This is a genomic window from Stenotrophomonas sp. 99219_Sma (genome assembly GCF_056480785.1).
The window spans coordinates 3,310,002-3,336,922 of sequence record NZ_CM151117.1; the positions used below are offsets into that span (position 1 = coordinate 3,310,002).

The 26,921-nt window shown below is 68.0% G+C and carries 23 protein-coding genes; 14 read left to right on the forward strand and 9 right to left on the reverse strand.

The features are described 5' to 3' along the window. Positions 1-2: 2 nt before the first annotated feature. From holA to ACZK13_RS15260, 4 genes are all read right to left on the reverse strand, one after another. Positions 3-1,040 (reverse strand): DNA polymerase III subunit delta, encoded by a 1,038-nt coding sequence (holA, locus tag ACZK13_RS15245; RefSeq protein WP_032128985.1) that lies wholly within the window; start codon positions 1,038-1,040, stop codon positions 3-5. Positions 1,041-1,049: 9 nt separating this feature from the next. Then, on the reverse strand, positions 1,050-1,634 hold the full coding sequence (locus ACZK13_RS15250) for an LPS-assembly lipoprotein LptE (RefSeq protein WP_032128984.1): 585 nt from the start codon (positions 1,632-1,634) through the stop codon (positions 1,050-1,052). 136 nt (positions 1,635-1,770) lie between these two features. After that, a complete protein-coding gene (leuS, locus tag ACZK13_RS15255; protein ID WP_121504589.1) occupies positions 1,771-4,413 on the reverse strand; it encodes a leucine--tRNA ligase in 2,643 nt (880 codons plus the stop codon). Positions 4,414-4,518: 105 nt separating this feature from the next. Further along, positions 4,519-5,121, reverse strand: coding sequence for a DUF998 domain-containing protein (locus tag ACZK13_RS15260; protein WP_164080896.1), 603 nt, complete (start codon positions 5,119-5,121; stop codon positions 4,519-4,521). A 125-nt stretch (positions 5,122-5,246) separates the two neighbouring features. Between ACZK13_RS15260 and trxA the strand changes: the two genes are divergently transcribed. From trxA to ACZK13_RS15280, 4 genes are all read left to right on the forward strand, one after another. Beyond that, on the forward strand, positions 5,247-6,104 hold the full coding sequence (trxA, locus tag ACZK13_RS15265) for a thioredoxin (RefSeq protein ID WP_164080895.1): 858 nt from the start codon (positions 5,247-5,249) through the stop codon (positions 6,102-6,104). 107 nt (positions 6,105-6,211) lie between these two features. After that, positions 6,212-7,912, forward strand: a complete 1,701-nt coding sequence (locus ACZK13_RS15270) for a FecR family protein (protein ID WP_263010154.1) — start codon at positions 6,212-6,214, stop codon at positions 7,910-7,912. Beyond that, positions 7,909-9,534: a CHASE2 domain-containing protein gene (locus tag ACZK13_RS15275; protein WP_253145406.1), complete on the forward strand. Its 1,626-nt coding sequence runs from the start codon at positions 7,909-7,911 to the stop codon at positions 9,532-9,534. The genes ACZK13_RS15270 and ACZK13_RS15275 overlap by 4 nt, the downstream gene beginning before the upstream one ends. A gap of 75 nt (positions 9,535-9,609) precedes the next feature. Continuing rightward, positions 9,610-10,062: a DUF4442 domain-containing protein gene (locus ACZK13_RS15280; RefSeq protein WP_032128978.1), complete on the forward strand. Its 453-nt coding sequence runs from the start codon at positions 9,610-9,612 to the stop codon at positions 10,060-10,062. Between the two features lie 7 nt (positions 10,063-10,069). Here ACZK13_RS15280 and ACZK13_RS15285 read toward each other — a convergent pair whose 3' ends face one another. Next, positions 10,070-11,386, reverse strand: a complete 1,317-nt coding sequence (locus ACZK13_RS15285) for a hypothetical protein (RefSeq protein WP_253145405.1) — start codon at positions 11,384-11,386, stop codon at positions 10,070-10,072. Between the two features lie 76 nt (positions 11,387-11,462). On the opposite strand from ACZK13_RS15285, the gene ACZK13_RS15290 reads away from it, so the two are divergent. The 9 genes from ACZK13_RS15290 to rnfB all read left to right on the forward strand — a co-directional run bounded on the left by ACZK13_RS15290 (position 11,463) and on the right by rnfB (position 20,525). Next, positions 11,463-12,158 carry a DUF502 domain-containing protein gene (locus ACZK13_RS15290; RefSeq protein ID WP_005414135.1) on the forward strand — a complete coding sequence of 232 codons (696 nt, stop codon included), beginning with the start codon at positions 11,463-11,465 and terminating at the stop codon, positions 12,156-12,158. Continuing rightward, entirely contained in the window at positions 12,155-12,940 is a 786-nt protein-coding gene (locus ACZK13_RS15295) for a queuosine precursor transporter (RefSeq protein ID WP_049437362.1), read from the forward strand. The genes ACZK13_RS15290 and ACZK13_RS15295 overlap by 4 nt, the downstream gene beginning before the upstream one ends. 94 nt (positions 12,941-13,034) lie before the next feature. Continuing rightward, positions 13,035-14,975 carry a DUF885 domain-containing protein gene (locus ACZK13_RS15300; RefSeq protein ID WP_071228705.1) on the forward strand — a complete coding sequence of 647 codons (1,941 nt, stop codon included), beginning with the start codon at positions 13,035-13,037 and terminating at the stop codon, positions 14,973-14,975. Between the two features lie 16 nt (positions 14,976-14,991). Further along, positions 14,992-16,062 (forward strand): serine hydrolase domain-containing protein, encoded by a 1,071-nt coding sequence (locus ACZK13_RS15305; RefSeq protein WP_125893962.1) that lies wholly within the window; start codon positions 14,992-14,994, stop codon positions 16,060-16,062. Continuing rightward, entirely contained in the window at positions 16,059-16,463 is a 405-nt protein-coding gene (gene gloA2, locus ACZK13_RS15310) for an SMU1112c/YaeR family gloxylase I-like metalloprotein (RefSeq protein ID WP_125893960.1), read from the forward strand. Before ACZK13_RS15305 ends, gloA2 begins: the two co-directional genes overlap by 4 nt. A 322-nt stretch (positions 16,464-16,785) precedes the next feature. Then, complete coding sequence (locus ACZK13_RS15315) at positions 16,786-17,229, forward strand: DUF2147 domain-containing protein (RefSeq protein WP_032130402.1); 444 nt, start codon at positions 16,786-16,788, stop codon at positions 17,227-17,229. A 102-nt stretch (positions 17,230-17,331) separates the two neighbouring features. Then, positions 17,332-19,419, forward strand: a complete 2,088-nt coding sequence (metG, locus tag ACZK13_RS15320) for a methionine--tRNA ligase (RefSeq protein WP_478481877.1) — start codon at positions 17,332-17,334, stop codon at positions 19,417-19,419. Between the two features lie 76 nt (positions 19,420-19,495). Continuing rightward, positions 19,496-20,086 carry an HAD family hydrolase gene (locus ACZK13_RS15325; RefSeq protein WP_253145394.1) on the forward strand — a complete coding sequence of 197 codons (591 nt, stop codon included), beginning with the start codon at positions 19,496-19,498 and terminating at the stop codon, positions 20,084-20,086. A 25-nt stretch (positions 20,087-20,111) separates the two neighbouring features. Then, positions 20,112-20,525: an Rnf electron transport complex subunit RnfB gene (gene rnfB, locus ACZK13_RS15330; RefSeq protein WP_080291848.1), complete on the forward strand. Its 414-nt coding sequence runs from the start codon at positions 20,112-20,114 to the stop codon at positions 20,523-20,525. Positions 20,526-20,676: 151 nt separating this feature from the next. Here the strand turns inward: rnfB and ACZK13_RS15335 are convergent, their stop codons facing one another. Further along, entirely contained in the window at positions 20,677-21,024 is a 348-nt protein-coding gene (locus ACZK13_RS15335) for a RidA family protein (protein WP_180836601.1), read from the reverse strand. Between the two features lie 192 nt (positions 21,025-21,216). Between ACZK13_RS15335 and mprF the strand changes: the two genes are divergently transcribed. Further along, the gene (gene mprF / locus ACZK13_RS15340) at positions 21,217-23,781 is read left to right on the forward strand and encodes a bifunctional lysylphosphatidylglycerol flippase/synthetase MprF (protein WP_253145392.1); all 2,565 of its coding nucleotides are present in this window, start codon (positions 21,217-21,219) and stop codon (positions 23,779-23,781) included. Positions 23,782-24,702: 921 nt separating this feature from the next. Here mprF and ACZK13_RS15345 read toward each other — a convergent pair. The 3 genes from ACZK13_RS15345 to ACZK13_RS15355 form a co-directional block, all read right to left on the reverse strand. Continuing rightward, positions 24,703-26,049 (reverse strand): virulence factor family protein, encoded by a 1,347-nt coding sequence (locus ACZK13_RS15345; protein WP_275943022.1) that lies wholly within the window; start codon positions 26,047-26,049, stop codon positions 24,703-24,705. Positions 26,050-26,127: 78 nt separating this feature from the next. Continuing rightward, on the reverse strand, positions 26,128-26,745 hold the full coding sequence (locus ACZK13_RS15350) for a DUF998 domain-containing protein (protein ID WP_032130397.1): 618 nt from the start codon (positions 26,743-26,745) through the stop codon (positions 26,128-26,130). Further along, entirely contained in the window at positions 26,742-26,915 is a 174-nt protein-coding gene (locus ACZK13_RS15355) for an oxidoreductase-like domain-containing protein (protein ID WP_049398321.1), read from the reverse strand. Before ACZK13_RS15355 ends, ACZK13_RS15350 begins: the two co-directional genes overlap by 4 nt. Positions 26,916-26,921 lie beyond the last annotated feature (6 nt).

The window sequence follows — 26,921 nt, forward strand, 5'->3', positions numbered from 1 at the left end:
GCTCAGGCCCGCGCCAGCAGGCGCACGGCACGCGGTTCGGCCACAGCCACCAGCAGGCGCTCCAGCGCCAGCCAGGCATCGCCGTCGGCGCGCCCCTTGGCGATACGGTCGACCAGTCCCGCTTCAGCCACGAAGCGCTCCCAGCGCTTGCTTTCCGGATGCCGCTGCAGCGCGCGCTTGTACGGCGCCTGCCGCGATTCCCAGATGCCGCGCGATTTCATTTCGGCGGCCAGGTTGCCACCCCGGGCCTGCACCCGGGCCAGGCCAGCACCGGCCAGCAGCTCGCGGATCACCATCGGCATCAACGCAGCCACCGCCTCACCCTCGCCTCGCAGGCCGGCCAGCATGCGCAGCACCGCCGGCGGTTGCCCGGAGAATGTCGCCTCCACCAGCCGGAACACGTCATAGCGGGCGGCGTCGGCCACCAGCGACTCCATGCGCTCCACATCCAGCGGCTGGCCATCGGCCAACAGCGCCAGCTTGTCGATTTCCTGGGCGGCAGCCAGCAGGTTGCCTTCCACCCGCTCGGCCAGACGCTGCACGGCGGCCGGGTCCGCGCGCAGGCCCTTGCCACGCAGGCGGCGCTCGATCCAGTCCGGCAGTTCATGCGGCTTGATCGCCCACGCCACCGACAGCACGCCGATGCGGTTGACCGCTTCGGCCCACTTGCCCTGGTGCGCCTTGCTCCATTCGTTGGCGGTGATCATCAACACCACGTCCGGCGCCGGATTGGCGCAGAACTGGCTGATCACCTCGGCACCGTCCTTGCCCGGCTTGCCGCTGGGCAGGCGCACCTCGACCAGGCGACGGGCGCTGAACAGGCTGGGGGCATTGAAACTGGCGTCGAGCTGGTTCCAGTCGAAATCACGCCCATCGGCGTCGAACACTTCACGTTCGCCAATGCCCGAGGCGCGCGCACGTGCGCGGATGGCGTCGGCCGCCTCCAGCACGCGCAGGGTTTCCGGGCCGGCAATCAGGTAGACCGGCGCCAGCGCGGTATCAGCGCCCTGGCTGGCCAGCTGCTCCGGACGCAGTTCCATGCGCGCGGCTCAGTGCTTGGCTGCGGGGACCGGCTCGGCCGGTACCGCGCCTTCGATCGGCTTGTCCTTCGGCGCCGACAGGCTGCCGCCCTTCTCGATCTCGGCACGCACCACGCTGTCGATGCGGCGGATGATCGAGGCGGACATTTCCCGGCGCAGTTCATTGGCCAGGATTTCACGTTCGGTGGTGGTACCGGTGGCGTCGGTCGGCGGCGACACGTAGTCGCGCGACAGCTCGATCACCTGCTGCGGCACCAGTTCGCTGCCGTCTTCGCGACGGAAGATGAAGATCACCGCGTAGCGCAGGCTGTATTCCTGCGCACGGCCCTGCGAGTCGATGGCGATCGGCAGGTCGCCCCAGCGCTCGGACAGTACCTGCAGCTGGGCGCTGGGCTCCTTGCTGTCCTCATCGGCCAACCTGGCGCCGGAGGCCAGCAGGCTGCGGTTGAGCAGCTTGACCAGTTCGCTGTACGGCGCAGTGGAAACCACCTTCACCGGTGCCGTGTCGGTCGGCAGCATCAGCTTGTTGCGCAGATGGAAACCGCAGCCGGCAAGGCCGAGGACAAGAACGAGGGCAAGCAGGATTCGGGTCATGGAGACAGTCTGGCGGAGCCGGGCGATCACGGCAACACACAGCGTGCCCGAAGCCGCGTGAATGCAGGGCCATCAAACGCCGGGCCCTGCACCGGAATGGTACCGGCCACCACGCGGGTGGCCGGTACGGGGTACATCAGGCGGCGACGATGTTCACGATCTTGCCCGGCACGATGATGATCTTGCGCACCGTCAGGCCTTCCATGAACTTGGCCGCGTTGGGCTCGGCCAGGGCCAGTGCCTCGACCTGCTCGCGCGCGGCGTCGGCCGCCACGTCGATGGTGCCACGCAGCTTGCCGTTGACCTGCACGGCCAGGGTCAGCGCGTCGCGCACCAGCGCACCGGCATCGGCCTGCGGGAACGGCTGGTCTTCCAGCAGGGTCTCGCCATGGCCCAGCACCTGCCACAGGGCATGGCTGGCGTGCGGGGTGATCGGGTTGAGCAGCAGCACGATGGCCTGCAGCGCTTCCTGGCGCACCGCGCGCCCCTGCGCACTGCCGTCCTCGAACTTGGCCAGCGCGTTCATCAGTTCCATCACCGCGGCAATGGCGGTGTTGAAGCTGTGGCGGCGGCCATAGTCGTCACCGACCTTGCCGATGGTCTCGTGGGTCTTGCGGCGCAGTGCCTTCTGGTTGGCATCCAGTGCTGCAACATCCAGCGCCGGAGCGGCGCCATCGGCAGCATGCTTCTGCACCTGGGCCCACAGGCGGCGCAGGAAGCGGGCCATGCCATCCACACCGGCTTCGTTCCACTCCAGCGACTGTTCCGGCGGCGCGGCGAACATCGAGAACAGGCGCACGGTGTCGGCGCCGTACTTGTCGACCATCGCCTGCGGGTCCACGCCGTTGTTCTTCGACTTGGACATCTTCTCGGTGCCACCGACCACCACCGGCTGGCCGTCGGCGATCAGGGTCGCGCCGGTGATGCGGCCGCGCTCGTCGCGCTGCACTTCCACATCGGCCGGGTTGATCCAGTCCTTCGAGCCATCCGGGTTCGGGCGGTAGTAGGTCTCGGCAATCACCATGCCCTGGCACAGCAGGTTGCGCGCCGGTTCGTTGCTGTCCACCATCCGCGCGTCGCGCAGCAGCTTGTGATAGAAGCGGAAATACATCAGGTGCAGGATCGCGTGCTCGATGCCACCGATGTACTGGTCGACCGGCAGCCAGTAGTTGCCGCGCTTGTCGACAGCATCACGGGCACCCGGCGAGGTGTAGCGGGCGTAGTACCAGCTCGACTCCATGAAAGTGTCGAAGGTGTCGGTCTCGCGCTCGGCCGCACCGCCACATTCCGGGCAGGTGGTCTTGCGCCATTCCGGATCGGTCTTGATCGGCGAACCGGTACCCGAGAATGCCACGTCCTCCGGCAGCACCACCGGCAGCTGTTCTTCCGGCACCGGCACCGCACCGCACTTGGCGCAGTAGATCACCGGAATCGGGCAGCCCCAGTAGCGCTGGCGGCTCACGCCCCAGTCGCGCAGGCGGTAGTTAACGCGGCGCTGGCCCTGGGCCTTGCGCTCGAATCGTTCGGCCAGGGCTTCGAAGGCACCCTGGAAATCCAGGCCATCGAACTCGGCCGAGTTGACCAGCTCGAAGGCACGGCTCTTGTCGCTGTACCAGTCCTGCCAGCGGCTGCCATCCCAGGTGCGCTCTTCTTCGGTGCGCGCATCCTTCAGCGCGATCACCTGCTTGATCGGCAGGCCGTACTTGTTGGCCACTTCGTTGTCGCGCTGGTCATGACCCGGCACAGCCATCACCGCGCCGGTGCCGTAGCCCATCAGCACGAAGTTGGCGACCCACACCGGCACCGGCTCGCCGGTGACCGGATGCAGCGCACGCAGGCCGGTGTCCATGCCGCGCTTTTCCTGGGTTTCCAGTTCCGCCTCGGACACGCCACCCTGCTTCAGGTCGGCCAGCATCGCGGCCAGTTCCGGGTTGTTCTTCGCCGCATGCAGCGCCAGCGGATGTTCGGCGGCGATCGACACGAAGGTCACGCCCATCACGGTATCCGGACGGGTGGTGAACACGCGCAGCGGATCCAGCACGCCGCCGTCAACGTCACGTACGTCGAACTGGATTTCCAGGCCCTCGGAGCGGCCGATCCAGTTGCGCTGCATGGTCTTGACCGAATCCGGCCAGCCGTCCAGCTCGTCCAGGCCGTCCAGCAGTTCCTGGGCGTAATCGGTGATGCGCAGGAACCACTGCGGGATCTCGCGCTTCTCGACCAGGGCGCCGGAGCGCCAGCCGCGGCCGTCAATCACCTGCTCGTTGGCCAGCACGGTCTGGTCGACCGGGTCCCAGTTCACCACCGCATTGCGGCGGTAGGCCAGGCCCTTGCGCATCAGGCGGGTGAACATGCGCTGCTCGTGGACGTAGTAGTCCGGGCGGCAGGTGGCGAACTCGCGCGACCAGTCAACGGCATAGCCCATGGCCTTGAACTGGCCACGCATGTGCTCGATGTTCTTGTAGGTCCAGGCCGCCGGTGCGGTCTTGTTCTTGATCGCGGCGTTTTCCGCCGGCAGGCCGAACGCGTCCCAGCCCATCGGCTGCAGCACGTTGTGGCCGGTCATGCGCTTGTAGCGGCTGATCACGTCGCCGATCGTGTAATTGCGCACGTGGCCCATGTGCAGCGCACCGGACGGGTACGGAAGCATCGACAGGCAGTAGTACTTCGGCTTGTCCGAAGTCTCGTCGACTTCGAAGGCACGGGTGGCGTCCCAGTACTGCTGGGCGGCGGATTCAACCTGCTGCGGGTCGTAGGCGTTGGTTTCAGCGCTGGTCATGGAACACGCGGATGCGGCGGCAAAGCGGTACAGCGTACCGCAGTGCGGCAAACGTCTCCAATCCCGCCCGCTGAAGGCCGGCTCCGCGAGCGCCCGAGGCTGGTCTCAGCGCGGCCGCGACAACGGCAGGGCCAGGGCCAGCCAGGCCGTCCAGCAGGCGAACGCAAGCCGTTGTGCCAGCGGTGCCGCCAACACGCCCTGCAGGGCAAACGCCGCCAGCGCGGCCAGTACGCCACAGGCGAGCGCCACTGCGCCCAGCGCGCGGCCATGCGCCTGGCGCAACTGCGACGTGCCCAGCAACAGGGTCCCGGCAACGAAACCCAGCACCCAGATCATCCAGGCGCTGGCATGCAGCTGGCTGGCCGGCCCGTGCAGGTCATCCACATCCAGCGGCAGCAGTCCCATCGCGGCGAACGCCAACCCGGCCAGCAGCAGCATCTGGCTGCCCACCCGGGGCGCCCAGCCGGCGGTTGCCGGCAGCCCACGGCGCAGGCACTCGGCCACAACCACCGCCAGCAGGCCCGGCAGCACCAAGCCCAGCAGATTGAAGGCCAGCGCATGCGGCACCCCCTGTGCACCCAGCAGCGCCACCGGGTGGCGAGCCTGTGCGTAGCCATCCAGGCCGGCGCCGAAACCGAGCACCGCCAGCACGAACAGCAGTGCGGCGACCAGACCGGACAGGCGCAGCAACGGGGACAGGGACGACATGCAGGCTCCGGAAAGGACGGCGACAGGAAGGCGGCATTGTCAGGCATTTACTACAACCCGGGTTGAGACCGGCATCGATCGTCACCATAGAATCAGTCTCCAGACGCCAAACGATGCTTTCCCCCATGACCGAGACGACCTACGTATTCGACGCCACCACTGCGACCTTCGAGGCCGAAGTCCTGCAGAAGTCGCTGCAGACGCCGGTGCTGGTCGACTTCTGGGCCACCTGGTGCGGGCCGTGCAAGACCCTCGGGCCGATGCTGGAAAAGCTGGCTGCCGAGTACAACGGCGCCTTCGAACTGGCCAAGGTCGACGTCGACAAGGAACAGCAGATCGCCGCCGCCTTCCAGATCCGCTCGGTGCCGACCGTGTTCCTGGTCAAGGGCGGCCAGCTGGTGGACGGCTTCCCGGGGGCCATCCCGGAAGGCCAGCTGCGTGAATTCCTGGCCCAGCACGGCATCGTGCCGGCCGACATCGGCGACGCCGTCGCCGAAGACGAAGCGCCGCTGGACCCGCAGGCGCAGGTGGACGTGCTGCGCGCGCAGATCGCCGCCGAGCCGGACAAGGACGAGCTGAAGCTCGACCTGGCGCTGGCCCTGCTGCAGATCGGTGGCGTGGATGAAGCCGGTCTGCTGATCGATGGCCTGCCCGCCAACCTGGCCACCGACGACCGTGCCGTGCGTGCACGCGCCCGGCTGTCCTTCGCCTCGGCCCTGAAGGACGCCCCGGCCGCCGAAGTGCTGGACGCGCGCATCGCCGCCGATGGCAAGGACCTCAAGGCACGCCACCTGCGTGGCGTACAGCTGCTGCTCGGTGGCCACGACGAAGCCGCGCTGGCCCAGTTCCTGGAAATGCTGCGGATCGACCGCACGTTCGAGGACGGACTGCCGCGCAAGGCCCTGATCGACGCCTTCAATGTGATCTCCGACGAGGACCTGGTCGGCCAGTACCGCCGCCGGATGGCCTCCCTGCTGTTCTGAACGGGAACCCACTTCGTTCAGAATCCCTGCACTGAACGCGGGCAATAATGCGCGGGATGGCGGCCGTACGGTCGCCACGATCCGTTCGGGGGGATGAGGTCGGGGCCATGGGGTCTTGCAGCTGCGCCCCCGCATTGCCGGGATTGCAAACTGTGACCTTCGTCCGCTCGCTGTCGTTCGCCATGCGCTTCCAGGGCGCGCTGCTCTGCGCTCTTCTCTTCCTGCCGGCCATGGCCGCCGCCCAGGACTGGAACTACCGGGTCCGTCCCGGCGATACCCTGTGGGATCTGGGAGGCCTGTACCTCAAGCCCTCGGTGCGCTGGCAGCAGCTGCAACAGCACAACCGCATCGACAACCCCTACCAGCTGCCACCGGGGCAGCTGCTGCGCTTCCCGATCAGCTGGCTGCGCATCGAACCGGCACCTGCCCGCGTGCTGTCGGTGCGCGGCAAGGTCGAACTGTCAGGCGCCGATGGCAGTGCCTCGCGCGCGATACTCGCCGGGGAACAACTTCGCATCGGTGACACCGTGCAGACCGAAGGCGACTCCAGCGTCACGCTTGAATTCGCTGACGCCTCGCGCCTGCAGCTGCGCGAGTACTCCCGGCTGCGCCTGGACCAGCTCAGCCGCTACGGCCACACCGGCATGGTCGATACCCGCCTGCGCCTGCAGCAGGGCCGCGCCAGCAATCGGGTGACACCTGCCCGTGGCCCGGCCTCGCGCTACATCATCGATGCACCTACGGCGACCAGCAGCGTGCGCGGCACCGTCTTCCGGGTCAGCGCCGGTGACACCGGCCAGGTGGCTGCCACCGAAGTACTACAGGGCAAGGTGCAGGTCGGCAACACCCACGGCAAGCGCCTGGTCCAGCCTGGACAGGCCAGCCGCAGCAGCAGCGCCGATGCCGCACCGGACGCTGTCTCCGCCCTTCTTCCAGCGCCGCAGCTGCGTAGCGACGAGGTGCGCCTGGCGCCCCTGCCGACCCTGCTTGCCTGGGACCCCGTCGACGGCGCCGCGCGCTACCGCGTGGAAGTGGTACAGGCAGCGACGCCGGAAATCCTGCTGTTTGCCGCCACCACCGCCGACACCCGGCTGGCGATCGGTGACCTGCCCCCCGGCCAGCTGCGCATCCTGTTGCGCGCGGTGGATGCACAGGGCGTGGAAGGCCTCGACGCCAGCGCCGATTTCGAACTCAGCGACCAGCCCCCGCCGCCGCTCACCGTGGCCCCCCTGCATGGGCAGACCGTCAACAGCGACCGCCCGCGCTTCCGTTGGAGCCAGGCGCCGGGCGCGCGCAGCAGCGTGCTGCAGATCGCTGCCGAGCCGAGCTTCGTGCAGCCACTGCAGGAACAGAGCACCCCAGGTACCGACCTGCGCCTGGCGCAGCCGCTGCCGCCCGGCGAGTACTTCTGGCGGGTGGCGTCGCGCGACGGCAACGGCCATCAGGGCCGCTACGGCCAAGCCCTGCCCCTGCAACTGAGCAATGACCCGGTCGACCCTGCCCTGCAGCCGCCTGAGGCCGCGCATGGCGAACTGACCCTGCGCTGGCAGGCCGGCAGCGAAGGCCAGCAGTACCGGGTGCAGGTGGACCGTCGTGGCGACTTCAGGGCGCCCCTGGTCGACCAGACCGTGAGCGAGCCGCAGGTCAGCTTCAAGCGGCCGTGGAGCGGCACCCTGCATGTGCGTGTGCAGTACATCGACGACGATGGTCATGCGGGTGAGTACTCACCGGCCCAGCAGATCAAGCTGCCCTGCCGCCTGTGCTACGGCGCCGGTGGTGGCGCCCTGCTGCTGTTGCTGTTGTTATGAGGCGCTCGCCGCTGCCGTGGCCGAAGCGGATCCTGCTGGCACTGCTGGCCGGGGTGCTGACGGTGATCGCCAGCCAGGGCCAGTGGCTGTGGCGACAGGACGAAGCGGCCTACGACGCCATGGTCGGCAACTGGGACTACCGCCCCGACCCCAGCGTGCTGATCGTGGCCATCGACGAGGGCAGCCTGCAGCGCATCGGCCAATGGCCCTGGCCCCGCTCGATCCATGCCCGCCTGCTCGACCGGCTGACCGATGCCGGTGCCGAGCGCGTCGCACTGGACCTGATGCTGTCCGAACCTGATCGTCGCGACAGCCGCCAGGACGATGAACTGGCCGCCGCGATACGCCGCAACGGCCGGGTGGTGCTGCCGGTACTCGCGGCACCGGCCGCCGGCGACCGCATGGCCGAGGAAATGCTGCCGATTCCGCAGATCGCGGCCAGTGCCGCAGCGATCGGCCACACCGATGTGGAGGTGGATGGCGATGGTGTCGCGCGCGGCGTGTACCTGCGTGCCGGCATCGGCCAGGCCCACTGGCCAGCACTGGGCCTGGCGCTGGCCGACCTGCCGGCGGGCGCGGTGCACGGCCTGCCCGACCCCGACCCGGAGATCGGTTCGCCCTATCAATGGCGGCGCAACGACTACGTGCGGGTGCGTTATGCCGGACCGCCCGAACGCCTGCCGCAGGTGTCCTATGCCGATGTGCTGGATGGTCACGTGGACATGGCGATGCTGCACGGCCGCCGCATCGTGGTGGGCATGACCGCCAGCGGCATCGCACCGCGGCTGCTGACCCCGACCACCCGCGAGTTCTGGATGAGCGGCAGTGAGTACCAGGCCAACATCGCTTCGATGCTGCTGCAGCACAAGCAGATCGACCTGCTGCCCCGCCTCGGGCAGCACGCCATCAGTGGCGTCCTGGTGGCACTGTGCGTGATCCTGCTCGGCCTGCGCCTGCCATGGCTCGCGGCGCTGTGCTCGCTGCCGCTTCCACCGCTGCTGAGCTGGTTGCTGTTGCGCGCCGGTGACCTGTGGTGGGCACCGGCCAGCGCCATGCTGGGCATCCTGCTGGTGCTGCTGGCCTGGGCGACCTGGCGCATCTCGGCCTGGCACCGCCTGGCCAACCGCGATGCGCTGACCGGTCTCGGCAATCGCCTGCGTTTCGAGCAGTCGCTGCAACAGGAATGCGATGCCGCGCGACGCAGTGGCAAGTCCTTGAGCCTCGCACTGATCGACGTTGACCATTTCAAGCGCCACAACGACCGCCACGGCCATCAGGTCGGCGACCGCGTGCTGCGCGATGTTGCACGCCTGATCGGTGCGCATGCGCGACGCCCACGCGACATGGCCGCGCGCTACGGTGGCGACGAGTTCGCACTGGTGCTGCCTGATACCCCGGCCGAAGGCGCGCGCCAGGTCATCGAGGACCTGATTGCCTGCGTGCGTGCACTGCCGGCGCCCGGTGACGGCAGCGAAGCAGGCGTCACCCTCACCATCGGCGTGTTCACCCGCGTACCCGACGGCACGCTGCAACCACACCATTTCGTCGAAGGCGCCGACACCGCGTTGTACCAGGCCAAGGCCAACGGCCGCGACGGGTATGTCATCGACGGCGAGGCGTGACCCTCGCCGCCCGGGGTGCAACATACGCATGCGAATGGTTAGACTGGGCGCCTCGCCCTGCGCCCCCGGACCCGCATGAACGCCCGCCTGTTCCGCTTCGGTATCAATCTCTGGCCGCCGTTCCTGTTCACCGGCATCCACGTCACCCGGGTCTCGCCGGACTACCGGCAGATCGACGTCGAACTGCGCATGCGGCCCTGGAACCGCAACTACGTCGGCACGCATTTCGGCGGCAGCCTGTTTGCGATGACCGATCCGTTCTGGATGCTTGGCCTGCTGCACATCCTCGGCCGCGACTACTACGTGTGGGACCGTGCCGGTGCCATCGATTTCCTCAAGCCCGGCAGAGGCACCGTACGTACGTCGTTCCGCATCGATGACGCACTGCTGGACGAACTGCGCGCCGAAGCCGCCGCTGGTGACAAAGTGCTGAGATGGTTCAGCAATGATGTCGTCGATGAAAGCGGCGAGGTGGTCGCCCAGGTGCGCAAGCAGGTCTACCTGCGGTTGAAGCCACACGCACGCTGAGCGCGCTTCAGTCGCGTCCCGCAGCAGTCGAAGCCGATTCCTTCTGCAACGGCACCGACAGCCACGGGTTCTCTTCAGCGCTGCGCGCTGGAGAGCGACGCGGCACCTGCAGGTGGCGGCCGTCGGCCGACAGCTGCGGCGCCCGCACCGGCGAGCGGAACTGCACCGGCAGCCGCTGCAGTGCGTCCACCGGATCATCCGTCTGCTGCCGCAGCCAACGCTGCGCCCCCAGCAGCCGCACCATCGCCGCGGCATCCTGTGGCCGTGACGAATAGGCAGGATAGATCGGCGCGGCGATATCGGTCAGCACGCAGCCCATAACGTTCGACAGGCAACCGAAGTCATGCTGCGGTGGCGCCGGCACTGGCAACGGGCGATCCGCTTCCAGCGCCGATGTGGCTGCCGCGCCACAGGCCCAGCCAAGATTGCCGGCCGCGCGGGCCAGGGTGCTGCTGCGATCCAGCACCAGCACGCCGCCGAACTCCCGCGCCGATGTCTCGATCGCCGCCCGGCTCATCGCGTACTCACCCTGCATGGCACGGCACAGGCTCTGTTCCTCGGCCCGCAGCGGCTGCATGGCCTGTTCGCACTCCGCCGGCAAGGGGTGGTCGGCCGGCAGTTCGACCAGCATGTCGGCCAGCAGCTGGGCATTGGCTTGCACCAGGCTGGCACCGATGATGCTCTCGACCAGATAGCTGCTGCCGGGCAACAGCCGCCGGCCCAGTTGCAAGCCACGGCAGGCACCTCGCAGGGCACCGTCGATATCGCCCTGCACGTACGCCAGCGCGCGTGCACTGGTGGCGTCCATCACCACGCCATAGCCCGGCAACGGAACCAGAACGCCCTCGCCCTTCGGCGGGAACGGCGACATGAAGTAGTCCGCTTCGGCCAGCTGATCCAGCCGCGCATGCAACTGCTGGTGGCCGCCGTGAGCCTCCACGAAGCGTTGCGGGTCCGCGCGGACCTGGGCGAGGCAGCCGCTGGCGGCCGGCCCGCAACTGGCACCGGGCCGCGAGCGCAGCTCGGCATGGTTGGCCACCAGGTGTGTCTGGCCGCCGCTGCTGCCCCGCAGGTCGGCCTCCCAACGGCGCACGTCCTCGGCCAACGCCTGCTCGCGCTGGCGGGCATCCAGATCGTCGAACGGCAGCGTCCACAACAGGGCATAACCGTTGTGGCCAGTCGCCGGCAGGCGTGCTTCCAGTCGCTGCTGCGCCTGCAGCCGCGATTCGGGCACCGGCCACATGCGCGAGGCGCACCACACCACGATGGCCAGCACCAGCAGGCCTGCCAGGGTCCAGCCCAGTCCGCGCAGAATCTTCAACACAGCTTCCCTTCCATGTGCCGTCGCCGCAGTCGATTCCCCAGCGTAATCGACAGGCAGTGGCCGCTACAATGCGCGCATGTCGCTAGAAGCCCCCGCCCTGGTCCCCCGCCCCTCCCTGCAGCGCCTGTTCCTGACCGGCCTGCTCACCCTGCTGCCGATCTGGCTGACCTGGGTCGTGGTCAAGTTCGTGTTCGTGCTGCTGTCGGGCATTTCCAGCCCCTTGGTGGTACCGCTGTCCGAGCAGATCGCGACAAGCTTCCCGCACTACCTCGGTTGGGTCCGCGCCGAATGGATCCAGGACACCATCGCCCTGCTGGCCACCCTGCTGGTGATCCTGGCGGTGGGCGTGGCCAGCCGCCGCGTGCTCGGCCAGCGCCTGCTGCGCTGGGTGGGCGCGGTCATCAAGCGCATTCCGCTGGCCAGCATCATCTACGACAGCGCCAAGAAGCTGCTGGACATGCTGCAGACCGAGCCGGGCAGCACCCAGCGCGTGGTGCTGATCGACTTCCCGCACCGCGACATGAAATCGGTCGGCCTGGTCACCCGCGTGATCAAGGAACACGGCACCGACCGTGAGCTGGCCGCGGTGTATGTGCCAACCACGCCGAACCCGACCTCGGGCTACCTGGAAATCGTGCCGGTGGAACTGCTGACGCCGACCGACTGGACCGTCGACCAGGCCATGAGCTTCATCATTTCCGGCGGTGCCGTGGCGCCGTCCAGCGTGCCGTTCACCCGTGCCGGCGAACGCACCGGCGAACGCACCGAATGACCCCGGCGCCGATCGAGCGCCCGCTGCAGGACCGCGCGGTCCTGCTGTTCATCGTGCTGGCCGCGTTCTTCTGCGGCAATGCGGTGCTGGCCGAGCTGATCGGGGTGAAGATCTTCGCGCTGGAAGACACCCTGGGCATCGCTCCGCTGAACTGGAACCTGTTCGGCCAGACCGGCTCGCTCAGCTTCACCGCCGGCACCCTGTTGTGGCCGGTCGTGTTCATCATGACCGACACCATCAACGAGTTCTTCGGCAAGCGCGGCGTGCGCTTCATCTCGTGGCTGGCGGTGGTGCTGATCGGCTACGGCTTCCTGTTCGCCTTCGCGGCCATTTCGCTGGCGCCGGCCAGCTGGTGGGTCACGTCGATGGATGGCCACGGCGTGCCCGACTACCAGGCGGCATTCGCAGCGGTGTTCGGCCAGGGCATGTGGACCATCGCCGGCTCGCTGGTGGCCTTCCTGCTCGGCCAGCTGATCGACGTGGCGGTGTTCCATCGCATCCGCCAGGCCACCGGAGAACGCCACGTGTGGCTGCGTGCGACCGGGTCCACCGCGATCTCGCAGGTGGTGGACAGCTTCGTGGTGATCTGGATCGCCTTCGTGCTCGGACCGCAGCACTGGCCGACCTCGCTGTTCCTGGCCGTCAGCAGCGTCAACTACATCTACAAGATGGGCTTTGCGATCGCCCTGATTCCGTTGCTGTACCTGATGCGGCGTGCCATCACCCGCTATCTGGGTGCCGAGCGAGCCGCATCGTTGCGCGCCGCCGCTGCGGCTGACTGAAGCCCCAGCAACAAAAAGCTGACTGCGCCTTCACGCTGGCCGTACGCGGCCGGATCGTGCAAGCTCCACGGTCTGTGTTCCACGGAAGCTCCTGATGCCGCATCCCACCCGCGCCCTGGCCGCCGCCATCGCCGCGTTGTTCCTGTTCAGCGCCGTGCCGTCGGCCGAAGCAGCGAAAAAGAAGGCCAGCCGCCCTGCCGCCGCGCAGACCCGCCAGGCCGCCAAGCCCAAGGCCCGGCCTGCCCGCGCTACCGCGCCGGCCCGTGGCAGTTCGGCGCGCCGCGCCACGCCGCGTCCGGTCGCACCGGCCCGCGCCGTACCCAAGCAGGTGCAGCTGGAGCGCCTGTATGACGAATACTGGGATGCCTCGATGCGGTTGAATCCGCTGCAGGCAACCTTCCAGGGCGAGGCCCGCTACAACGACCAGCTGCCCAACATCCTGTCCGCCGCGTGGCGCCAGCAATCGCACGACTTCACCACCGAGTGGCTGGGCAAGGTCGAGAAACTCGGCAGCGACGGCCTGCAGGGCCAGGACCTGCTCAGCTACGAGATCTTCGTGCGCGACGCGCGCGCTTCGCTGGCCGCCGAGCGCTACCCGAGCTGGATGATGCCGATCAGCCAGTACTACAACGTCGGCAGCATCATGGCGATCCTCGGTGCAGGTGCCGGCGCGCAGCCGTTCAACACAGTGCAGGACTACGACACCTGGTCGCGCCGTTCGCTCGGCATTCCCGAGCTGTTCGACCAGGCCATCGACAACATGCGCCAGGGCATGAAGGCCGGCGTGGTGCAGCCACGCGACCTGATGGAAAAAGTGCTGCCGCAGCTGGATGCAGTGATCAAGCCGACCGCCGAAGAGAGCATCTTCTGGTCGCCGATCCGCACCATGCCCAACACCATCGCGGCCGAGGACAAGGCCCGCATCAGCGCCGAATACAAGCGCATGATCGAACTGCGCATCATGCCGGCCTATCGCGCCCTGCGCGGTTTCATCGCCACCGAATACCTGCCCGCCTCGCGCACCAGCAGCGGCCTGGGCGCACTGCCCGATGGCCAGGCCTGGTACGCCAACCTGATCGTGCAGACCACGGCCAGCGACCAGACCGCCGCGCAGCTGCACGCGCTGGGCGAACAGCGCGTGCAGGAACTGCAGGCGCAGATCGCCACGGTGATGAAGGACGCCAAGCTGCGCGGCACGCCGGCCAAGCTGCTGCGCAGCATGCGCAACGACCGCCAGTTCCAGTACGGCGACGCCAATGCGTTGATCAACCGCTATCGCCAGGTGCAGCAGCAGGTCAACGCACGCCTGCCGCAGGTGCTCGATACCCTGCCCAAGTCCACGCTGGACGTGCGCGCGGTGGAACCGGAGCGTGCACTGACCGCCGCAGCAGCGGCCTACCAGCCGTCTGCGGCCGGGCAACCGGGCGTGCTGTACGTGAACACCCGCGACCTGCCCAGCCGCAAGCGCTGGAACGTGCCGGTGCAGTACCTGCATGAAGCGATCCCCGGCCACCACGTGCAACTGGGCCTGCAGCAGGAGCTGGCCAAGCTGCCGCGCTTCCGCCGCCTGGGTGGCGATCTCGCCTTCGTCGAAGGCTGGGGCCTGTATGCCGAAACACTGGGTGAGAACCTGGGCATCTACACCGATCCCTACGACCGCATCGGCTACCTGTATTCGCGCCTGCTGCGCGCTGCCCGCGTGGTGGCCGACACCGGCGTGAACGCCCAGGGCTGGAGCAAGCAGCAGGCCGTGGCCTACCTGCAGAAGACCGTGGACATGAGCAGCGATGACGCCAACGCCGAAGTCGAGCGGATCATGGCCCAGCCCGGCCAGGCGCTGTCCAACGTGGCCGGCCTGACCACCATTGTCGCCCTGCGCGACAAGGCCAAGGCACGCCAGGGTGCCGCCTTCGACCTGCGCCGCTTCCACGCCGAACTGCTGAAGGATGGCTCGATGCCGCTGGACGTGCTGGACCGCAAGATGGAGCGCTGGATGGCGCAGCCGGCCAGCGCCACACCCGCGCCTTCACCCTGACCCCTCCGGAGCCGCCATGCGCCCTGCCGTCGCCCTGTTCGCCGCCGTGCTGGGCCTGCTGCCGCTGGCCACCTCCGCCGCACCGGTGCTGACCCCACCGGATGCGGGCATCGACGGCCTGATGCAGGCCTACGATGGCCAGGTACCCGGCGCCGCCGTGCTGGTACTGCACGACGGGCAACCGGTATTCCGCCGCGGCTACGGCCTGGCGGTGCTGGAGGACGGCACCACGGTCACCGCGGCCAGCAACTTCCGGCTGGCCTCGGTCAGCAAGCAGTTCACCGCTGCGGCGGTGCTGCTGCTGGTGGAGGATGGCCGGCTTGGGCTCGACCAGCCGGCCCGGCAGTGGCTGCCCGAGTTGCCGCCGGCTGCAGCGGCCATCACGATCCGCCAGCTGCTCTCGCACACCAGCGGCCTGCTCGACTACGAAGACCTGATGGACCCGGCGGACACACGGCAGGTACACGATGCCGATGTGCTGGCCCTGCTGTCGCGCCAGGACCGGCTGAATTTCGCACCCGGCACGCAGTATCGCTACAGCAACAGCGGCTATGCACTGCTGGCAATGATCGTCGGCCGCGCCTCCGGACAGGATTTCGCGAGCTTTCTGCAGCAGCGCATCTTCCGCCCGCTGGGCATGGCGCATACCGTGGCCCACCAGGACGGCGAGGACACGGTCGCTGCACGCGCCTATGGCTACAGCTGGATCGATGGCCGTTGGCAACGCACCGACCAGAGCACCACCAGCGCCGTGCTCGGCGATGGCGGCATCTATTCCTCGCTGGACGACCTGGCCCGCTGGGATGCGGCGCTGTACGACGACCGCCTGCTGTCGAAAGCCTCGCGCCGCGCGATGTTCAGCCCGGCCACCGCAACACCCGAACCGGACGTGCCGCACTACGGCTTCGGCTGGCGCCTGAATGGCCCGGTGCAATGGCACAGCGGCGAGAGCATCGGCTTCCGCAACGTGATCGTGCGCCACCCGGAGAAGCACCTGACCGTGATCGTGCTGACCAACCGCAACGACCCCGAACTCTATCCGCTGGCGCTGAAGATCGCCCAGCGCTGGCTGGACACCCTGCAATGACCCGCGATGCCGACGCCCTGCTGGGCATCCACCACGCCGCACTGATCTGCAGCGACTACGCACGCTCGAAGGACTTCTACGTGCGCATCCTCGGCCTGCGCGTGCTGGCCGAGAACCACCGTGCCGCGCGCGATTCCTGGAAGCTGGACCTGGCCCTGCCCGACGGTGGCCAGCTGGAACTGTTCTCCTTCCCCTCGCCGCCGCCCCGTCCCAGCCGCCCGGAAGCCCAGGGCCTGCGCCACCTCGCGTTCCGCGTCGCCCGGCTGGAACCCTTCATCCAGCGCCTGGCCGCGCATGGCGTGGTATGCGAACCGATCCGCGTGGACGAATACACCGGCCGCCGCTTCACCTTCTTTACCGACCCCGACGACCTGCCGCTGGAGCTGTACGAAGTCGGTTGAGCGTTCTTCAATCGAGATTCATCCACGCATGGCGTGGATCTACCGTGTCGACCAAGGTCGACACCTACCAACAGCCGCAGAAATCTGTCGGAGGCGGGGCGGTTTTGCCGTTGCCGTTGCCGTTGCCGTTGCCGTTGCCGTTGCCGTTGCCGTTGCCGTTGCCGTTGCCGTTGCCGTTGCCGTTGAGGTTGCCGGCCAGCGGCCGGCACTACCGCGGGTGCAGGGCGCAGCCCTGCAAAGCCCCCCTTCCCCATACCCCGCCGAATGGGTATACAGTCGACCCATGCCGGCAGCGTGCCGGAATGAACCCTGGGAGGGGACCATGCGCAACACCTTCAAGACCCTGCTGCTGGCACTGCCGCTGTGCCTGGCCGCCCTGTCGGCACAGGCCGCCGACGGCGCCGCCGGCCGCTGGAAGACCATCGACGACAAGACCGGCAAGGTGAAGTCGATCGTCGAGATCAGCCAGGCCGCCAACGGCACGCTGACCGGCAAGGTGGTCGACATCCTGCACTCGGACAAGGGCCCGAACCCGGTCTGCGACGGCTGTGAAGGCGCCAACAAGAACAAGCCGGTGAAGGGCATGACCATTCTCTGGAACCTGAAGGCCGACGGCGCCAACAAGTGGTCCGGCGGCACCATTCTCGACCCGGCCAACGGCAAGACCTACAAGTCGAAGATGGAACTGCAGCCCGGCGGCACCAAGCTGGACGTGTCCGGTTGCATTGCCTTCATCTGCCGCGCGCAGACCTGGCAGCGCGAATAAGCCCCCAGGCCCGCGCCGTACCCCCGTGACCCGGCCCCGGCCGGGTCACCTCGTTGCAGGCATGCGATAATCTGCGGTTCCCCTCGGCTGCACCCCGCGACCATGACCCGTACCGCGCTCGTCACCACCGCCCTGCCCTACGCCAACGGCCCCCTGCACCTGGGCCATCTGGTCGGCTACATCCAGGCTGACATCTGGGTGCGCGCGCGGCGAATGAGCGGCGGCAAGGCCTGGTTCGTCTGCGCCGACGACACCCACGGCACGCCGATCATGCTCGCCGCGGAAAAGGCCGGGGTCACCCCGGAAGCCTTCATCGCCAACATCCAGGCCGGCCATGAGCGCGACTTCGCCGCCTTCGGCGTGGCCTTCGACCACTACGACTCGACCAACTCGGCGGCCAACAAGGCGCTGACCGAGCAGTTCTACCTGAAGCTGGAAGCGGCCGGCCACATCAGCCGTCGCTCGGTGGCGCAGTTCTACGACCCGGCCAAGGGCATGTTCCTGCCCGACCGCTACGTCAAGGGCATCTGCCCGAACTGCGGCAGCCCCGACCAGTACGGCGACAACTGCGAAGTCTGCGGCGCCACCTATGCGCCGACCGACCTGAAGGAGCCGCGTTCGGTCATCTCCGGTGCCACGCCGGAAATGCGCGATTCGGAGCACTTCTTCTTCGAGGTGGGCCACTTCGATGCGTTCCTGCGCGAATGGCTGGCCGGCGATGTCGCCCTGCCGGGCGTGAAGGCCAAGCTGGGTGAGTGGCTCAATGCCGAAGGTGGCCTGCGCGCGTGGGACATCTCGCGCGACGCACCGTACTTCGGTTTCCAGATTCCCGGCCAGCCGGGCAAGTACTTCTACGTCTGGCTGGATGCGCCGATCGGCTACCTGTCCAGCTTCCAGACCCTGTGCGGCAGGCTCGGCGAAGACTTCGAAGCGCATCTGCGCGCCGGCACCGCCACCGAGCTGCACCACTTCATCGGCAAGGACATCGTCAACTTCCACGGCCTGTTCTGGCCGGCGGTGCTGCATGGCACCGGCCACCGCGCGCCGACCCGCCTGCACGTCAACGGCTACCTGACCGTGGACGGTGCCAAGATGAGCAAATCGCGCGGCACCTTCGTGATGGCGCGTACGTTCCTCGATGCCGGCCTGGAACCGGAAGCGCTGCGTTATTACTTCGCGGCCAAGTCCGCCGGTGGCGTCGACGATCTCGACCTGAACCTGGGTGACTTCATCGCCCGCGTCAACGCCGACCTGGTCGGCAAGTTCGTCAACCTGGCCAGCCGCTGTGCCGGCTTCATCAGCAAGCGTTTCGACGGCCAGCTGGCCGCACAGCTGCCCGATGCGGCGCAGTACCAGCGCTTCGTCGACGGCTTGGCGCCGATCCGTGAAGCCTACGAGCGCAACGATCCGGCCGCGGCGATCCGCCTGACCATGACCCTGGCCGATGAAGCCAACCGCTACATCGACGACGTCAAGCCGTGGGTGATCGCCAAGCAGGAAGGCGCCGACGCGCAGCTGCAGGCGGTGTGCAGCCAGGGCCTGAACCTGTTCCGCGTGCTGGTCACCGCACTGAAGCCGGTGCTGCCGGCCACCGCCGCACAGGCCGAAGCCTTCCTGGCCGCACCGGTGAACGACTGGACCGAACTGGCGCAGCCGCTGCTGAGCCATCGCATCACCGATTACACCCCGCTGTTCACCCGTATCGACCCGAAGAAGATTGACGCCATGATCGACGCCTCCAAGGACACCCTGCAGCCGGCCGCCGCTGCCGCCCCCGCCGCCAAGACCGACGCCGCCAAGCCGGCCGCACCGGCACCGGCACCGGCCAAGGACGAAGCCAAGGGTGCCGATGCTCCGGCCTACATCGGCATCGACGATTTCGCCAAGCTCGACCTGCGCATCGGCAAGGTGCTGGTCTGCGAGTTCGTGGAAGGTTCTGACAAGCTGCTGCGCTTCGAACTGGACGCCGGCGAGCTGGGCAAGCGCCAGATCTTCTCCGGCATCCGCGCCAGCTACGGCGAGCCGGAGAAGCTGGTCGGCCGCAGTGTGGTGTTCATCGCCAACCTGGCCCCGCGCAAGATGCGCTTCGGCCTGAGCGAAGGCATGATCCTGTCGGCCGGTTTCGACGGCGGCGCGCTGGCGCTGTTGGACGCCGACAGCGGCGCGCAGCCGGGCATGCCGGTCCGCTGATGCCCGCAGCGGGCGTGGTTGCGGCCACGCCCGCCGGCAGCACCGGCCTCGGGGCAACGCGATGGGAGGCAACGGAATGGAACTGGCGCTGTTCGACTTCGACCACACCGTGACCACCTGCGATACCTATGGCCGTTTCCTGCGCCGCGTGGCCACCGCCGAACAGCTGGCACAGGCGTGGTGGAAGGTCGGCCCGTGGCTGGCCGCGTACAAGCTGAAGCTGATCTCGGCCGAGCGCATCCGCGCGCGCGTCACCCGTTTGACCTTCAGCGACCGCCACAGCGATGACATCGCCACGCTGGCCGCCGGCTTCTCGCGTGAGTTCCTGCCCGACGTGGTGCGCCCGGAAATGCTGGAGCAGATCCGCTGGCACAAGGAACAGCAGCACACGGTGGTGATCGTGTCCGGTTCGCTGGACCTGTACCTGAAGCCGTGGTGCGAACAGCTGGGCCTGCAGTTGATCTGCAACCGGCTGGAGAGCCAGGACGGCCGCCTCACAGGTCGCTATGCCGGTGGCGACTGTGGCCCGCGCAAGGTCGAGCACATCCGCCGCCAGTTCGATCTGTCACGCTACGTGCGCATCCATGCCTACGGTGACAGTTCCGAAGACAAGCCGATGCTGGCGCTGGCCCACGAGCGCTGGTTCCGTGGCAAACCCTTGAAGTAACCCCAACGCGCAGCCTTCGCCACGCATGAGCCTGATTCCTCCCCTGACCGAACGCCTCGACCGCCTGCTGCCGCAGACCCAATGCGGGCAATGCGGCTACGACGGCTGCCGCCCGTACGCGCAGGCCATGGCGCGCGGCGAGGCAGGCGTGGACCGCTGCCCGCCGGGCGGCGACGCTGGCGCGCGCGCACTGGCGCAGGTACTGGACGTACCCGCCATTCCGTTTGATCGTTCGCGCGGCGAGCACAAGGCGCCGCAGGTGGCATTGATCGTGGAAGCCGACTGCATCGGCTGCACCAAGTGCATCCAGGCCTGCCCGGTGGATGCCATCGTCGGTGGCGCCAAGTACATGCACACGGTCATTGCCGATCTGTGCACCGGTTGCGAGCTGTGCATTCCACCGTGCCCGGTGGACTGCATCGAGCTGGTGCCAACGTAGCCACCAGACCAACCGGCAGTGGAGCGGCGGGGTAGAGTCGACTGTTTGTCGACTGCTCTTCGTTCCGGCGGCGCAAAACCCCGCGCTGCGCGCGATAGTCGACTAACCGTCGACTCTACCCTCCGCTGGTGGGACCTGACCTTGCCTGCCGTTACGGTACCGCCGCCGTCACTACGATCTCGACCTTCCAGTCAGCGTGGGCCAGCTTGGCCTCGACCGTGGCACGCGCCGGGGTCGCACCCTCGACCACCCACTCATCCCACGCCTTGTTCATGCCGTCGAAGTCAGCCATGTCGGCCAGGAACACCTCGGCGCGCAGCACGTGCTGGCGGTCACTGGCGACCAACGCCAGCAGCTTGTCGATTTCTGCCAGCACCTGCCGGGTCTGGCCGGTGACGTCCTGGCTGGTGTCTTCCGGAATCTGGCCGGAGAGATAGGCGACCTTGTTGTATACGGTCATTTCGGACATGCGCGGTCCGACGTCGTAACGCTCCATCATGGGCGTGGCTCCTGCGGTTGATCAGGCCTGCATTGTCCTCCAAACCGGTCGACGGTGGGTGCACGGGCATCCTCCGCGACACGTCACTACCGGACTCCGACGGTCCCACTGGTCAAATGACGATGACAGGCGCACGATGCGCCACGCCCGCGTTGACACCGCCCTCGCCCCTCCTGCCGCACCCTTGCGCCGATGACCGCCCCCGTCGATTCCACCACTGCCTCTTCCACGCCAACCTGGAAGCGGGTTGCCACCATCGTCATCCCCCTGCTGATCCTCGCCCTGGCCCTGCACGGCCTGGCCAACGAGTTCGACGAGCACGGCTATCGCGCCATCCGCCAGGCGTTCCGGCAGCTCAGCGGCACGCAGATCGCGCTCACCGTGGTACTCGGCCTGGCCAGTTACGCCTGCCTGATCGGTTTCGATGCCATCGGCCTGCGTCGCAGCGGCATCCGCGTGCACCCCGCGCGCGTCGGCATCACTGCCTTCCTTGCGCACACGCTGGGCCAGACCGTGGGTTTTGCCGCGTTGACCGGCGGCGCGGTGCGCCTGCGTGGCTACCGCAGCGCCGGCCTGGACCTGGCGCAGATCGGCCAGGTGGTGCTGATGAGCACGCTCGGCTTCGTGTTCGGTGCATGGCTGCTGATCAGTGTGGCGCTGTGCATGGAACCGGCGGCGGCGGCCTTGGCCTTGCCGTTGAATCCCGATGCCGTGCGCGTGGTCGGCATCGTCGCCCTGATCGCCTATCTCGGCACCGTGCTGCTGGTCGGCCGCGAAGGACGGCAGTTCCGTGTGTTCGGTCATGCCTTGTGGCTGCCCGACCGCCGCACCATGATCGGTGTCACCGTCCTCAGCGTCATCGAGCTGGTGCTGGCCAGTGCCGCGTTCTACGTGCTGCTGCCGGACTCCACGCCCACCGGTCTACCAGGCTTCGTCGGGCTCTACCTGGTGGCAGTGCTGGCCGGCTTGGTCTCCACCGTGCCGGCGGGCCTGGGTGTGTTCGAGTGGAGCCTGCTGAAGCTGTTGCCGCAGGTGGCACCGGCAGCGGTGCTGGCGGCGGCGCTGATCTATCGCGTCACCTACTACGTGCTGCCGCTGGTGCTGGCCACCCTGCTCGCCCTCGCACCTGCCCTGCGTCAGCCGCTGCAGGCCAGCGCCGGGGCGACCCGTGCCGGCTGGAACGCGCTGCGCCCGTGGCTGCCGCAGATCATCGCGCTGGCGGTGTTCAGCATCGGCGCCGCGCTGGTCATCGACGGCACGCTGCCGACGCCTCGCCGTCACCTGGTCAATGCCTCGCTGCCGATCCTGGAGACATCCCATCTGATCGGCAGCCTCAGCGGCGTTGCACTGCTGCTGATCGGCCAGGGCCTGGCCCGGCGCAGCCATGCGGCGTGGATGCTGGCGATGGTGGTGTGCGTGGTCACCCCGTTGCCGTTGTGGCTGCGTGGTGGCCAATGGCTGATCGCAGTTTCCGCAGTGCTGGTGGCGATGGCACTGTGGGCCGCACGCCGCGAGTTCTACCGCCAGGGTGCCCTGCTGGACGAAGCCTGGTCGTGGCCGTGGCTGCGCAATCTCGGCCTGGTGCTGGTTGCGGTCACCTGGCTGCTGTTCTTCACCTACAGTCATGTCGAATACCAGAACGAGCTGTGGTGGCAGTTCGCGGTGTCGGGCAATGCACCGCGCGCACTGCGTGCGTTGCTGGTGGTCGCCATCGCGCTGGTGATGTTCGGCCTGGCGCGGCTGCTGCACAGCACGCGCAGTCCGCTGCCAGCCGCCGACGAGGCCACGCTGCAATCACTGGCGCCGGTACTGGCCGGTGCCACCGATACCCAGGCCTGCCTGGTACTGACCGCCGACAAGGCGGTGCTGCGCGATGACGCGAAACAGGGCTTCGTGATGATGCAGCGCTACGGCGGTTCGCTGATCGCGATGGGCGATCCGGTCGGCCCGCCTGACGTGGCGCGCGCGTTGATCTGGCGCTTCCGCGAGGAAGCCGACCGGCTGGGCCTGCGCCCGGTGTTCTACCAGGTGGGCGAGACCTACTGGCAGACCTACCTCGACCTGGGCCTGGGCCTGGTCAAGCTGGGCGAGGAAGCGATGGTGCCGCTGCATGACTTCGGCCTGGAAGGCCGCGAACGCGCCGATCTGCGCCAAGCCTGGAACCGGGGCAAGCGCGGTGGCCTGTCCTTCCGCGTGGCACCGGTGGAGGAAATTCCCAGCCTGCTGCCGCGCCTGCACGCAATTTCCAACGCATGGCTGGAAGACAAGGCCGGCGATGAGAAGGGCTTCTCGCTGGGCAGCTACGACCCGGACTACCTGGTGCGCTTCCCGGTGGCGCTGGTCGAGGCCGAGGGCCAGATCGTGGCGTTCGCCAACCTGTGGCAGGCACCGGCCGGCGCCGAGCTGTCGGTCGACCTGATGCGCCACGTCAACGAAGCACCGAAGGGCACGATGGACTTCCTCTTCATCGAACTGTTCCTGTGGGGCCGCGCGCAGGGCTATGCGCGTTTCTCGCTGGGCATGGCACCGTTGTCCGGGCTGGCACAGCATCGGCTGGCCGGTCGCTGGAACCGACTGGCCGGTCTGCTGGCGCGGCACGGCGAACGCTTCTACGGGTTCAGTGGCCTGCGCCGCTTCAAATCGAAGTTCGATCCGCAGTGGCGGCCGCGCTATCTCGCGGCGCCCGGCGGCATGCATCTGCCTGCCGCGCTGCTGGATGCCACGCGCCTGATCTCGCTGGATCCGCGGCGGAATTGAAGCCGCGATCCGCCGGGCATGACCCGGCGCTACCTGCCACCCGGTAGGTGTCGACCTTGGTGGACACGCTCATTCCACGGCACCTTCAGCCCCGGCGCCGACCAAGGTCGGCGTCTACCAACAGCCGTCGAGCGTGGCTCGACGCTACATGCGCCTGGTAGGTGTCGACCTTGGTCGACACGCTCATCCCGCGGCACTTCAGCCCCGGCGCCGACCAAGGTCGGCGTCTACCAACAGCCGTCGAGCGTGGCTCGACGCTACATGCGCCTGGTAGGTGTCGACCCTGGTCGACACGCTCATCCCGCGGCACTTCAGCCCCAGCGCCGACCAAGGTCGGCGACTACCAACAGCCGTCGGGCGTGGCTCGACGCTACATGCGCCTGGTAGGTGTCGACCCTGGTCGACACGCTCAGCCCGCGGCGCCTTCAGCCCCAGCGCCGACCAAGGTCGGCGTCTACCAACAGCCGTCGAGCGTGGCTCGATGCTACATGCGCCTGGTAGGTGTCGACCTTGGTCGACACGCTCATCCCGCGGTGCCTTCAGCCCCAGCGCCGACCAAGGTCGGCGTCTACCGACAGCCGTCGGGCATGGCTCGACGCTACATGCGCCTGGTAGGTGTCGACCTTGGTCGACACGCTCATCCCGCGGTGCCTTCAGCCCCAGCGCCGACCAAGGTCGGCGTCTACCAACAGCCGTCGGGCATGGCTCGACGCTACATGCGCCTGGTAGGTGTCGACCTTGGTCGACACGCTCATCCCGCGGCGCCTTCAGCCCCGGCGCCGACCAAGGTCGGCGTCTACCAACAGCCGTCGGGCATGGCCCGGCGCTACCTGCCACCCGGTAGGTGTCGACCTTGGTCGACACGCTCATCCCGCGGCGCCTTCAGCCCCAGCGCCGACCAAGATCGGCGTCTACCAAACGCTACACCCCGCCCTTCAGGATCACTTCGGCGAGGCGGTCGTAGTCGCCACCGAAATGGTGATCGCCCGGCAGCTTCACCTTCCTCACGCCGTCATTGGCCGGCAGGTCCGGGCACAGCGCGTCCTCATCCTTGTCGCCGTACACGCACAGCGTTTTTTCCGCCGGCAGCCTGGCCACTTCCGGTGCGATCGGCAGGCCGTCGCCGCCACCGCCCAACCAGTTGCTGACATGGAATTCGAAGTCGGCCTTCCTGCCCACCGACAGCAGCACGATGCGCTCCAGCGCCTCACGGGTGCCGACGTCGAGCTGGTTGATGGTGGCCGGCAGCACGTCGGCGCCCTGCGAGAAACCGATCAACATCACCTTGTCGCGGTGCCATTGCTGGCGGTAGTGGTCGATGATCTTCTGCAGGTCGCCCGCAAAGCCCTTCGGTGTGCGCTCGCTCCAGAAGTAGCGCAGCGAATCGATGCCGACGACCGCCACGCCATGCTCGTTGAGTGACGACGCCACGTTCTTGTCCAGGCCAGCCCAGCCACCGTCACCGGAGACGAACACCGCCAGCGTATCGCCGCTGCCGGTCGCCGGCATTTCCACCACGGGCAGGCCCTTCAGTGCAGCAGGCGGCGGTGCCAGGCTGACGCCGGCCTGCGCGCCGATCACCCGTGCCGCAGCCACCAGGCCCGGTGACGCATCACCGCGCGCGGTGCGCTTGAACTCGCGAGCCATCGCGACCTGCTGCACGAACGCGCTGGCCTGGCCGACCTTGCAGCCGCGGTCACCGGCCGCGCTCAACCACGGAAAATTCAGTTCAGCCGGCTGCAGCCTGTCGTGCTTCACACCATCGCCGCAGACCATGCGCTGGTGGTTGTGGTCCGGGCAGAAGCCGGTGGTCAGTACGCCGGCGAACACCTGGGTATCGGCCTGCGCTGCCAGCGAATAGGCCATCTCGGCACCTTCGCCATCACCGCCGACCAGCGGCAGGTGGTAGCCGGGCAGATGCAGCGAGGCCTGCAGCCAACGTGAGAAATTCTCGACGTCACCGGAACCGAACGAACAGGTCGGGTCCCCCTCGCGCTTGAGCACACCGCGCAGGTGCGCAATGTCCACTGCCGCGACCAGCGCGCCATCGGCACGCAGGGCCTCGATCGGCAGGCGGCTGGTGTCACCACCGGCCGTGGGTTCGTGGAACCAGATCACCACCCGTTGCGGCGTGCCGGATGGCATGTGCACCGGAATCTGCTCGAACCGCCCATGGCTGAACTGCTGCGGGGTCACGGCCGCCGTTGCCGGCAGCGCGGCCAGCGCCAGTACCACCCCCATTGCCCTGCCCAGCCCTGCACGCTTCATATCGCATCCCCGATGGAATGCGCACACGATACGCCGCCGCCGCGTGCACGGCACGTACCGGCGCAGGCCGTTGGGGATTCAGTGGGCCGCGGCCCGACGGCTGCGACGGTACAGCGCCATCGCCAGATACAGCAGCCAGCCAACGATCACCGCGATCACCACTTTCTGTCCCAGCCCACGCGGTGGTCCACCACGCCACAGCACATGCAGCCACAGCAGCACAAAGGCCAGCCATGCCCAGCCCCAGAGCAGGCCCGCAGCGGACTGCCAACCCGGTTCGCGGCGCAGATACCAGGCCTGCAGCAGCATGCCGACGCTGGCACACAGGAACGCCGTGTTGGCTGCCAGCCCATGGATGAACGGTGCCAGCAGCGGTGTTGCTTCAGGCAGCCAGCTGTCGCCGATGGCGACCGTCGCCAGGCCCAGCGCGGAAACCGTGAACAGCAATGGTGCGGCCGCACTGCGCCGCGGGCCGATGCTGCCTCGATACAGCGCAATGCCAAGCGCCGCAATGGCCAACGCCAGCAGGCAGTAGGCAGCGCGCAATGCCAGCCCCCACGGCCCGTGCAGGTACAGGCTCAAGGTCGCCCGCACCCAGTCCAGATCACTGCGCGCGACCTGAGTCCACAGCGCGGTGGCCACGAACAGCACCAGTGCCACCAGCGCCAGCACCGCCGCCGGGCGTGCACGACTCATGGTGCGGCCTCTGGATGCCGCGTCTTCCACTCGGCCAGCGCCTTGCGGTAGCGCTGCAGCTCATCGGAATACAGGTCCAGCACACACAGTGGGCAACCACTGCCGCAGCACTCGTTGGGGCCGGGTTCTTCCGGTGGCAGCGGGCGGGGATCGGGATCAGGGACGGACACGGTCGG

Coding starts and splice junctions, on each gene's coding strand:
- holA (WP_032128985.1), bottom strand. CDS start 1,040: ATGGAACTGCGTCCGGAGCAGCTGGCCAGCCAGGGCGCTGATACCGCG.
- ACZK13_RS15250 (WP_032128984.1), bottom strand. CDS start 1,634: ATGACCCGAATCCTGCTTGCCCTCGTTCTTGTCCTCGGCCTTGCCGGC.
- leuS (WP_121504589.1), bottom strand. CDS start 4,413: ATGACCAGCGCTGAAACCAACGCCTACGACCCGCAGCAGGTTGAATCC.
- ACZK13_RS15260 (WP_164080896.1), bottom strand. CDS start 5,121: ATGTCGTCCCTGTCCCCGTTGCTGCGCCTGTCCGGTCTGGTCGCCGCA.
- trxA (WP_164080895.1), top strand. CDS start 5,247: ATGACCGAGACGACCTACGTATTCGACGCCACCACTGCGACCTTCGAG.
- ACZK13_RS15270 (WP_263010154.1), top strand. CDS start 6,212: ATGGGGTCTTGCAGCTGCGCCCCCGCATTGCCGGGATTGCAAACTGTG.
- ACZK13_RS15275 (WP_253145406.1), top strand. CDS start 7,909: ATGAGGCGCTCGCCGCTGCCGTGGCCGAAGCGGATCCTGCTGGCACTG.
- ACZK13_RS15280 (WP_032128978.1), top strand. CDS start 9,610: ATGAACGCCCGCCTGTTCCGCTTCGGTATCAATCTCTGGCCGCCGTTC.
- ACZK13_RS15290 (WP_005414135.1), top strand. CDS start 11,463: ATGTCGCTAGAAGCCCCCGCCCTGGTCCCCCGCCCCTCCCTGCAGCGC.
- ACZK13_RS15295 (WP_049437362.1), top strand. CDS start 12,155: ATGACCCCGGCGCCGATCGAGCGCCCGCTGCAGGACCGCGCGGTCCTG.
- ACZK13_RS15300 (WP_071228705.1), top strand. CDS start 13,035: ATGCCGCATCCCACCCGCGCCCTGGCCGCCGCCATCGCCGCGTTGTTC.
- ACZK13_RS15305 (WP_125893962.1), top strand. CDS start 14,992: ATGCGCCCTGCCGTCGCCCTGTTCGCCGCCGTGCTGGGCCTGCTGCCG.
- gloA2 (WP_125893960.1), top strand. CDS start 16,059: ATGACCCGCGATGCCGACGCCCTGCTGGGCATCCACCACGCCGCACTG.
- ACZK13_RS15315 (WP_032130402.1), top strand. CDS start 16,786: ATGCGCAACACCTTCAAGACCCTGCTGCTGGCACTGCCGCTGTGCCTG.
- metG (WP_478481877.1), top strand. CDS start 17,332: ATGACCCGTACCGCGCTCGTCACCACCGCCCTGCCCTACGCCAACGGC.
- ACZK13_RS15325 (WP_253145394.1), top strand. CDS start 19,496: ATGGAACTGGCGCTGTTCGACTTCGACCACACCGTGACCACCTGCGAT.
- rnfB (WP_080291848.1), top strand. CDS start 20,112: ATGAGCCTGATTCCTCCCCTGACCGAACGCCTCGACCGCCTGCTGCCG.
- ACZK13_RS15335 (WP_180836601.1), bottom strand. CDS start 21,024: ATGATGGAGCGTTACGACGTCGGACCGCGCATGTCCGAAATGACCGTA.
- mprF (WP_253145392.1), top strand. CDS start 21,217: ATGACCGCCCCCGTCGATTCCACCACTGCCTCTTCCACGCCAACCTGG.
- ACZK13_RS15345 (WP_275943022.1), bottom strand. CDS start 26,049: ATGAAGCGTGCAGGGCTGGGCAGGGCAATGGGGGTGGTACTGGCGCTG.
- ACZK13_RS15350 (WP_032130397.1), bottom strand. CDS start 26,745: ATGAGTCGTGCACGCCCGGCGGCGGTGCTGGCGCTGGTGGCACTGGTG.